The following is an 8,406-nucleotide window of genomic DNA, read 5'->3' as shown; positions in this document are numbered from 1 at the left end:
AACTGGCCGTACGAAGACCAGTTTCGAGGTGAAGAAGCGGGCTCTTAGTGTTCAGGGATGTAGCCTACAAACGCTCGGTTTGTAGGCAATGGCCCCCGTCTGGCAGAAAACCTGAACACATCTCTTGGGCCCCAAGTCGTACCCCATAGACGCAGCCAACTGCGCCGCCGCCAAGCGCGGCCGCCCTTTACCGTGAGGCTTCTATGAGTACCCACCTGCAAGAGAACGGCGACGACCTGTTCGCCCTGCACACGTTGCGCCTGACCATTAACGGCGAACCCCGCCGCGTGCAGGTGCCAGCCTGGACCACGCTGCTTGATCTGCTGCGCGAGCAGTTGCAACTCACCGGCACCAAGAAGGGTTGTGATCACGGCCAATGCGGTGCCTGCACGGTGCTGTTGGATGGCAAGCGCATCAACAGTTGCCTGACCTTGGCGGTGATGCATGACGGTGCCGAGTTGACCACCATTGAAGGCGTGGCCAACGGCGATGAGCTGCATCCGTTGCAACGCGCGTTTATCAAGCACGATGCGTTTCAATGTGGTTATTGCACGCCGGGGCAGATCTGTTCGGCGCTGGCGATGGCGGGGGAAAACCATGCCCGTAGCCGCGCTGATATTCGTGAGCAAATGAGCGGCAATCTGTGCCGCTGCGGGGCTTACAACAATATTATTGATGCCATCGAGGAAGCGCTGCCGGCCTGTCGCGGTGAGTTTGAAAACGCTGCGCCTAGGTTGCTGAGCAAGGGGGATGCGGCATGAGCCCATTCACTTATGCGCGGCCTACGGCGCTGAATGAGGCGCTGCAATTGGCCGGCCCGCATACGCGGTTTATTGCCGGTGGCACCAACCTGATTGACCTGATGAAAGAGAATGTCGAGCGCCCGCAGCGGTTGATCGACATCACCGGTTTGCCGCTGCATGAGGTGACTGACACGGTTGACGGCGGCCTGCTGATTGGCGCGTTGGTCAGCAACAGTGACCTGGCCTGGCATCCCCGTGTCGAGCATGACTACCCGTTGCTGGCGCAAGCAATTCTGGCCGGCGCCTCGCCGCAGTTGCGCAATATGGCCAGCACCGGTGGCAACCTGTTGCAGCGCACCCGTTGCCAATATTTCTACGACACCGCGGCGCCGTGTAATAAGCGTGAGCCCGGTAGCGGTTGCAGTGCGCTCAAGGGCTTGAACCGCAACCACGCGATTCTCGGCGCCAGTGAGCACTGCGTGGCGACCCACCCTTCGGATATGTGCGTGGCCTTGGCGGCCTTGCAGGCGGTGGTGCATATCGCCGGCCCGCAGGGCACGCGCACGGTGGCCTTTGCAGAATTTCATCGACTGCCGGGCGATACGCCTGAGCGCGATAACGTGCTGGCCGCCGACGAGCTGATCACCGCCGTTGAGCTGCCCGCCGCCGGGTTTGCCCAGCACAGCCACTACCTGAAAATCCGTGACCGCGAGTCCTATGCGTTTGCTTTGGTGTCGGTGGCGGCGGCGCTGGATATTGATGGCCATGTGATTGGTGAAGCGCGTATCGCCTTGGGCGGTGTGGCGCATAAACCGTGGCGAGTCAGCGATGCCGAAGCCGTATTGGTGGGCAAGCCGCCGACCCCGGCGAACTTTCGCTTGGCGGCCGATTTGCTTTTGGATGGCGCTGTCGGCCTGGGGCGCAATAATTTCAAAGTCGAGTTGGCGCGCCGTGCCGTGGTGCGGGCGTTAAGCGATGCAGCCACTGCGGGGGTTTCAGCATGACGGCCAAGGTCACAGCATTTAACGCGCCATTGCAGGTGCCCATGGGTATGCCGATGGACCGGGTCGACGGCTCTGCCAAAGTCACCGGCGCTGCCCAGTACGCGGCGGATTTTCATACCGCTGACCTGACCTATGGCTGGGTGATTTCCAGCCCTATCGCCCATGGCCGTATCGTCTCCATCGACGCGCAATCCGCGTTGGCGTTGCCGGGGGTGTTGCTGGTGCTTAGCCATCTCAACCGCCCAGCGCTGGCCAGTTACGACGAGGCCTATAGTGACGACGATGCCGCCGACGGCTCGCCGTTCCGTCCGTTGTATAACGAGCGCATTTTGTACAGCGGCCAGCCGGTTGCGTTGGTGGTGGCCAAAACCCTGGAGCAGGCGCGGATGGCCGCCGCACAGGTGCAGATCGAGTACCAGGGCGAGCTCCATGAAACCGACCTGAATGCCCAGCGCAGTAGCGCACACAAGGCGCCGGCCGAGTTGCCCGAGCCGCGCGGGGATGTGCCTGCCGGGTTGGCGCGTTCTACGGCCAAGGTTGAGGTGGAGTATCAAACCCCAGCCGAACACCACAACCCGATGGAGCCGCATGCGTCGACCGTGGTGGTGCAGCCCGATGGCGGCCTGCTGATTTACGACAAAACCCAGGGCACACAAAACTGCCGCACCTATGTTGAGCAGGTGTTTGGCCTGGAGCCGGGCAGCGTGCGGGTGGTGGCGCATTTTGTTGGCGGCGCCTTTGGTTCCGGCCTACGGCCGCAGTACCAGCTGACCTTGGCGGTAATGGCGGCGCTGATGGTTAAGCGCTCGGTGCGCCTGGCCCTGACCCGCCAGCAGATGTTTACCTTTGGCTACCGTCCGCCAACCATTCAACGCCTGACGCTCGGCGCCAATGCCGAGGGCAAGCTGCAGGCCGTGCGGCATCAGGCGATCGCCCAGACCTCGCGCTTTGAAGACTTCACCGAGCACGTGGTGGAGTGGTCCGGCATGCTCTACCACTGCGACAGCGTTGAGCTGGATTACCGCCTGGTGCCGCTGGATGTCTTCACGCCGTTGGATATGCGCGCGCCGGGCGCCACCTCTGGAGTGTTCGCCCTCGAATGCGCCATGGACGAGTTGGCCTATGCCGCCAATATCTGCCCGTTGAAATTGCGCCTACTCAACTACACCGAGCGCAATGGCAACGAAGACAAACCGTACTCCAGTAAAGCTCTGCGCGAGTGTTACAGCGAAGGCGCCGAGCGCTTTGGCTGGGCGCAGCGTTCGCCCGCGCCGCGCAGCATGCGCGATGGCCATGACTTGCTGGGCTGGGGCGTGGCCACTGGCGTATGGGAGGCCATGCAGCAGAAAGCCAGCGCTCGTGTGGTACTCGACGCACAAGGCGGTCTACACGTCAGCAGCGCCACCACCGATATCGGCACCGGCACCTACACCGCCTTGACTCAGATCGCCGCTGCGGCGATGGGCCTGGACAGTGACAAGGTGCAGGTGATGATTGGTGACTCCAGCCTGCCGACGGCGCCGCTGCAAGGTGGCTCGTTTACCATTTCGTCGGTCGGTAGCGCGGTGCAGCAGGCCTGCACGGCATTGCAGAAAGACCTGCTTGAGGCCGCGCAAAAAATCGACGACTCACCGTTTGCCGATGTCAGCCGCGATGAGGTGGAGTTTGTCGATGGCCATCTGCGCTTGAAGGCCGATTCCAGCCAACAGCTGAGTTATGCCGAGATTGTGCGCAGCAGCGGCAGCGGGCAGATGGAGGCGTCTGTCGATGCCGCGCCCGATAGCGAGAAACGCGACCCCTACGCCACCGCTGCGCACTCGGCGGTGTTTGTCGAAGTGCGCGTGGACGAAGCGTTGGGCAAGGTGCGGGTCAGTCGGGTGGTCAGTGCCATTGCCGCAGGCAAGGTGGTGAACCCGAAAACCGCGCGTAGCCAGATTCTCGGCGGCGTGGTCTGGGGCATTGGTATGGCGCTGCAGGAAGAAACGCAGATGGACCATGACCTCGGGCGCTTTATCAACCACAACCTGGCCGAATACCACGTGCCGGTGCATGCCGATATGGGTGATATCGAGGTGATTTTTGTCGATGAGCCAGACAGCATCGTCAACGCCCTTGGCTCCAAAGGCGTGGGTGAAATCGGCCTAGTGGGCGTGGCAGCGGCGATTGCCAATGCCATCTACCACGCCACCGGCAAGCGAGTGCGCGAGCTGCCGATCACCTTGGATAAATTGCTCTAAGGCTTGGGCGTTTCTGCCACCTCTGGCGCGCTGAGGGTTTCGCGCTGCGCCAGGGTGGGGAACAGTTTGTACCAGGTGCCGGTGATCAGCAGGGTGCCGACGCCGCCTAGTACCACGGCGTTTACCGTGCCGAACCAATGGGCCGTCAGCCCGGATTCAAACTCGCCGAGCTGGTTGGAGGCGCCGATAAACAAACCATTTACTGCACTCACCCGGCCGCGCATGGCGTCCGGGGTTTCCAACTGCACAAAGGCGCCACGGATCACCATGCTGATCATGTCGGCAGCGCCGAGAATGGCCAGCACCAACAGCGAAAACCAGAACGAGGTCGACAGGCCGAAGGCAATCGTCGCCACGCCAAACACGCCCACGGCAATAAACATCACCCGGCCGACTTTGCGTTTGATCGGGAAGCGCGCAATCCAGAACGCCATTAACAACGCCCCCACCGCCGGCGCCGAACGCAGCATGCCCAGGCCCCAGGGGCCGGTAAGCAAGATGTCTTTGGCAAACACCGGCAGCAGGGCCGTGGCGCCGCCGAGTAGCACCGCGAATAGGTCGAGCGAGATAGCGCCAAAGATATCCGGTCGACTGCGAATAAAGCGGATGCCCGCCAGCAGTGAATGAATCGACGGTCGTTCCTGATTTAGCTTGGCTTGGTTTTTCGGCAAGCTCAGCATCAAGGTGCACGCCAGCACATAGAGCACAAAGGTGGGCGCGTACACCCAAATGCTGCCAAAGGCGTAGAGAAAACCACCCAGGGCTGGGGCAACGATGGTGGCCGTCTGTATGGCTGATGAGGACGCCGCAATGGCGGCGGGAAACAAGGCCGCTGGCACCAGGCTGGGCAGCAGGGCTTGGGTGGCCGGCATCTCGAAGGCGCGGGTGCTGCCGAGCAAAAAGGCCAGTACAAAAATCATCTCGCGGCTGACATCACCGCTGCTGCTGCCCACCACCAACGCCAAGGCAATCAAGGCCTGGCAGGCTTGGCAAAAGGCTGCCACTTTGCGCCGGTCATAACGGTCGGCCACGTGGCCGGTGTGCAGCATAAACAGCACGCGCGGTAAGAACTCCACCAAGCCAACCCAGCCCAAATCCATCACGTTGCCGGTGAGTTGGTACATATGCCAACCGATGGCCACGGTCAGCATCTGGAATGCGCTAGCGGTGCAGACGCGGGCGAGCCAGAACTTGAGGAAAGGGACGTGGTGGCGCAACAACTGTGGCGTGGTGGTGGACATTGGGCGCAGGTCTGGACGGCTGTCGGGAGGGGCGACAGGCTAGCATGGGCAGTCAGCAGCGTGGGCTGGCGGCGGCCACTGATCGCCCGGTTTTCGCTTGCGCAGGGCTGCGAATCCGGGCGTTATGCGCGCTGCAACGCCTGCTGTGTTGCGCACATCAGGCGGTTATAGCGGCATCAGTAGCGGTATTGCTGCAACGCTTGCGGCAACGCCCAGGTGGCATGAAACGCCAGCACGGCCACACACGCCGGCAACACCAGCCACCACACCCGAGGCGACATCGCCGGCAGCGGTGTGCGCCATTGCGCAAGTGTCAGGCTGGTAGCGCAGGCCGCCGCTGCCAGCAGCGCGCCGGCAATAATGTCCGTCGGCCAATGCACGCCTAGGTACACCCGCGACAGCGCAATCGACAGCGCCGGAATTACCGCCAGCAGCAACCAGGTCAGGCGCATGCGCACCGGCTGGCCACGCCCGGCCAGCACCGCCAGGGTTAAAAAGAACGCAAAGGCCGCCGAGCTATGCCCGCTGGGCATGCTGAAGGTGTGCAGCGGCTCCAGCAGAATTTCCGGCCGCGCGCGGGAAAACAGCAGTTTGAGAAAGTGGTTGGCCAAGGCGCAGCCCAGCAGCGTGCCGGTGGCGAATAGAAAGTTGCGGTACTGGCGCGCCACCAACAGCATCACGCACAGCATGACGCCGACGGTGAGTTGCGTGCGGAAGTCGCCGAGGCGGGTAACGATGGTGACAAAGCTGTCCATTGCCGGCTGGCGTTGTTCTTGTACCAGCGCCATCAGGCCTTGGTCGAGTTGGGCCAGATACGGGTAGCCAATCAGCATGGCAATCAGCAGCGTAATCCCCAGCCCAGCCATAATGGCTGTGGCCCAGCGCTGCTGGCGCAGGCTGGCTTGCAGGCTGACGCCAATCAGCACGGCCATGCCGGCAGCCACCACCGCCGCCTGGCCCCAGAAGCCTTCCGGCAAGGGCAAACGCATGGCTGCGCCAGTGGCCCAGCCGGGCAGCAGATAGGCCACCGACCAACCCGCTGCGGCAATCAGGCTGACCACGATAAAACGCGGCAGCGGCATATCGAGCATGCCGGCCACCATCGGCAGCATGGGCCGTAATGGGCCGATATAACGCCCGACCAACAGGCTGACCACGCCGTAACGCTGAAAATAGCTTTCTGCGCTGGCCAGCCATTCCGGGTGGCTGCGCAGCCCCGGCAAGCGCCGGATATTTTGGTGAAAGCGCCGGCCCAGGGCGTAGGACAGCGCATCGCCGAGCAGGCCGCCGGTATAGCCCAATAGCAAGGTTTCGCCGAGAGTCAGGGCGCCACTGCCGGCCAGTACAGCAATGGCAAACAGCAGCACAGTGCCCGGCACAATGATGCCGGCAATCGCCAAACACTCCACACACGCTACGACAAAAATGGCGATGCCCAGCCATTGGGGGTTGGCGCTGAGCCAGCCAGTCAGTTGGTTTAGCCACTCGGTCATGGTGCAAATCCCTGGTGCGCAGTCACGTAATAGAAGTCCTGGTTTTCCACTTGGCCACGACGCAGGGGGTTGCGCGTGCAATGGCGGGCGTAAGAGGCATCGACAAATCGGTAGAGCAAATGTTCATCACGGCCGAGGGGAATTCCCAGGCGTGTGGTTTGAATGATCTGTTCGGGGCGGTAGCCGACGTCTTCCACAAACAAGCGTTGTGGGTCGAAGCGCTGCGCGTCCCAGGTCGGCACTTTAAGGCCGAGGGCGCGGCAGAGGAGGGTTTGACCGTTACAGAGTTTTTCCAGCGGGCGCGGTTGCTCGGCGTTGCTGGCGGGATTGTTGCGCTGCATTTGCGCCAGGCTGGCCGGGCCGCTATGGGCGTCGGTATAGGGAAAGGCCGACTTGATCAGCACCGCATTGCCTGGCCCATGGGCGCTGAAGTTCAGCGAGTCGCCGCCACGGGCGTAGTACATATAAATGTGCCCCCCGTCGAGAAACAGCGCGCGGCGTTTTTCCGTGTAACCCAGGGAAGCGTGGCTGCCTTTTTCGGCGAAGTAATAGGCCTCGGTTTCAATAATGCGCGCGGCCAGCCACAGACCATCGACGTAGTGGCGAATCACCTTGCCCAGCAGCGCTTGGGCCAGTACCTGGGCATCGCGGTCGAAAAAACTATCGGGCAGGGCGTGCTGCTCTGGCCACGTTGATGGGGACAAACTAACGGTGGGTTCACTCGGCATGGGCTGTTATCGCAACGGGGCAGGGCTTAGGCTCGGGCGATCATAACAATAAGAGCTTTGGCCATGTCCGACCGCAGCCGTGCCGACAGCGCACACATTAGCCCCAGCGCGCATTACACCGGGTACGTGTGGTATCGCCATCAACTCAGTGAAGCGGCCTTTGCCACCTCGTTCGGGCGTTGGGTGCATGGCCTGTTGACGCCGATTGCCTGGGGCGCGCGCGTCGGTTTTGGTTTGGATATCGAACATCTGCTATTGCAGCGCCACTTGCTGTTGGATGCACGAGTCACTGCTGCCATCGAGCAACGCGGTGTGCGCCAAGTGGTGGAAATTGCCTGCGGGTTGTCGCCGCGCGGCCGACGTTTCTGTCAGCGCTACCCAGACCTGCGTTACCTGGAAGCGGACTTGCCGGGCATGGCCGTGCGCAAACGTTTGCTCCTACATAGCGAGGGTTGGCTCAATGGCCGCCACCAGGTGCGAGCGGTGGATATCCTCAACGAACAGAGTTTGCAGGCCTTGTTCGCCGGGCTGGATCGTAATGAGCCGGTGCTGGTGATTACTGAAGGGTTGGTGAATTACTTCGAGCGGCCAGTAATTGAAGGGTTTTGGACTGAGTTGGCCAAGCAACTGAGCCTGTTTCCCAGCGCGACTTACCTGACGGACCTCTATCCGGACCTTAAAGAGCATCCGCGCTACCGGCAATTGCGCTGGGGCGTGGGCTTGGTCGGGGCGCTGACGCGGGGCAACTACCCGCTGCATTACCGCAATGCTGAAGAAATTGATGAAGCGTTTGCGCGGTGTGGGTTTGCACAAACGCAAGTGCTGGACCCGGCGCTGCATAACCACGGGTTGCCGCCGATTACCCAGGCGACGTTGGTGCGGGTGATTGAAGCGAGGCTTTAACGGCTGGTGCGCATAGCACACCCTAAAAAGGCAAACTCGGCCCGCGCAGGTAGGGTG

At 61.9% G+C, this 8,406-nt stretch carries 7 protein-coding genes; 4 read left to right on the top strand and 3 right to left on the bottom strand.

The features are described from left to right. The first annotated feature begins 203 nt into the window (after positions 1 to 203). From AAAB16_RS17550 to AAAB16_RS17540, 3 genes are read left to right on the top strand one after another with little or no spacing between them, the layout of a single operon-like run. The gene (locus AAAB16_RS17550) at positions 204 to 761 is read left to right on the top strand and encodes a (2Fe-2S)-binding protein (protein ID WP_340664475.1); all 558 of its coding nucleotides are present in this window, start codon (positions 204 to 206) and stop codon (positions 759 to 761) included. After that, positions 758 to 1,747: a xanthine dehydrogenase family protein subunit M gene (locus AAAB16_RS17545; protein WP_340664474.1), complete on the top strand. Its 990-nt coding sequence runs from the start codon at positions 758 to 760 to the stop codon at positions 1,745 to 1,747. Before AAAB16_RS17550 ends, AAAB16_RS17545 begins: the two co-directional genes overlap by 4 nt. Then, positions 1,744 to 3,984, top strand: a complete 2,241-nt coding sequence (locus AAAB16_RS17540) for a xanthine dehydrogenase family protein molybdopterin-binding subunit (RefSeq protein WP_340664473.1) — start codon at positions 1,744 to 1,746, stop codon at positions 3,982 to 3,984. The genes AAAB16_RS17545 and AAAB16_RS17540 overlap by 4 nt, the downstream gene beginning before the upstream one ends. Here the strand turns inward: AAAB16_RS17540 and AAAB16_RS17535 are convergent. The 3 genes from AAAB16_RS17535 to AAAB16_RS17525 all read right to left on the bottom strand — a co-directional run bounded on the left by AAAB16_RS17535 (position 3,981) and on the right by AAAB16_RS17525 (position 7,446). Further along, entirely contained in the window at positions 3,981 to 5,225 is a 1,245-nt protein-coding gene (locus AAAB16_RS17535) for an MFS transporter (RefSeq protein ID WP_340664472.1), read from the bottom strand. The genes AAAB16_RS17540 and AAAB16_RS17535 overlap by 4 nt on opposite strands. 176 nt (positions 5,226 to 5,401) lie before the next feature. Beyond that, on the bottom strand, positions 5,402 to 6,718 hold the full coding sequence (locus AAAB16_RS17530; RefSeq protein ID WP_340664471.1) for a bifunctional DedA family/phosphatase PAP2 family protein: 1,317 nt from the start codon (positions 6,716 to 6,718) through the stop codon (positions 5,402 to 5,404). Further along, positions 6,715 to 7,446 (bottom strand): DNA-3-methyladenine glycosylase, encoded by a 732-nt coding sequence (locus tag AAAB16_RS17525; protein WP_340664470.1) that lies wholly within the window; start codon positions 7,444 to 7,446, stop codon positions 6,715 to 6,717. The genes AAAB16_RS17530 and AAAB16_RS17525 overlap by 4 nt, the downstream gene beginning before the upstream one ends. Before the next feature lie 63 nt (positions 7,447 to 7,509). On the opposite strand from AAAB16_RS17525, the gene AAAB16_RS17520 reads away from it, so the two are divergent. Further along, positions 7,510 to 8,349 carry a class I SAM-dependent methyltransferase gene (locus AAAB16_RS17520; protein ID WP_340664469.1) on the top strand — a complete coding sequence of 280 codons (840 nt, stop codon included), beginning with the start codon at positions 7,510 to 7,512 and terminating at the stop codon, positions 8,347 to 8,349. Positions 8,350 to 8,406 lie beyond the last annotated feature (57 nt).

It is taken from the genome of Pseudomonas sp., assembly GCF_037994325.1.
Taxonomy (GTDB): domain Bacteria; phylum Pseudomonadota; class Gammaproteobacteria; order Pseudomonadales; family Pseudomonadaceae; genus Aquipseudomonas.
The sequence above is the reverse complement of the archived record's forward strand: the minus strand, read 5'-3'. Positions and strand labels throughout refer to the sequence as shown.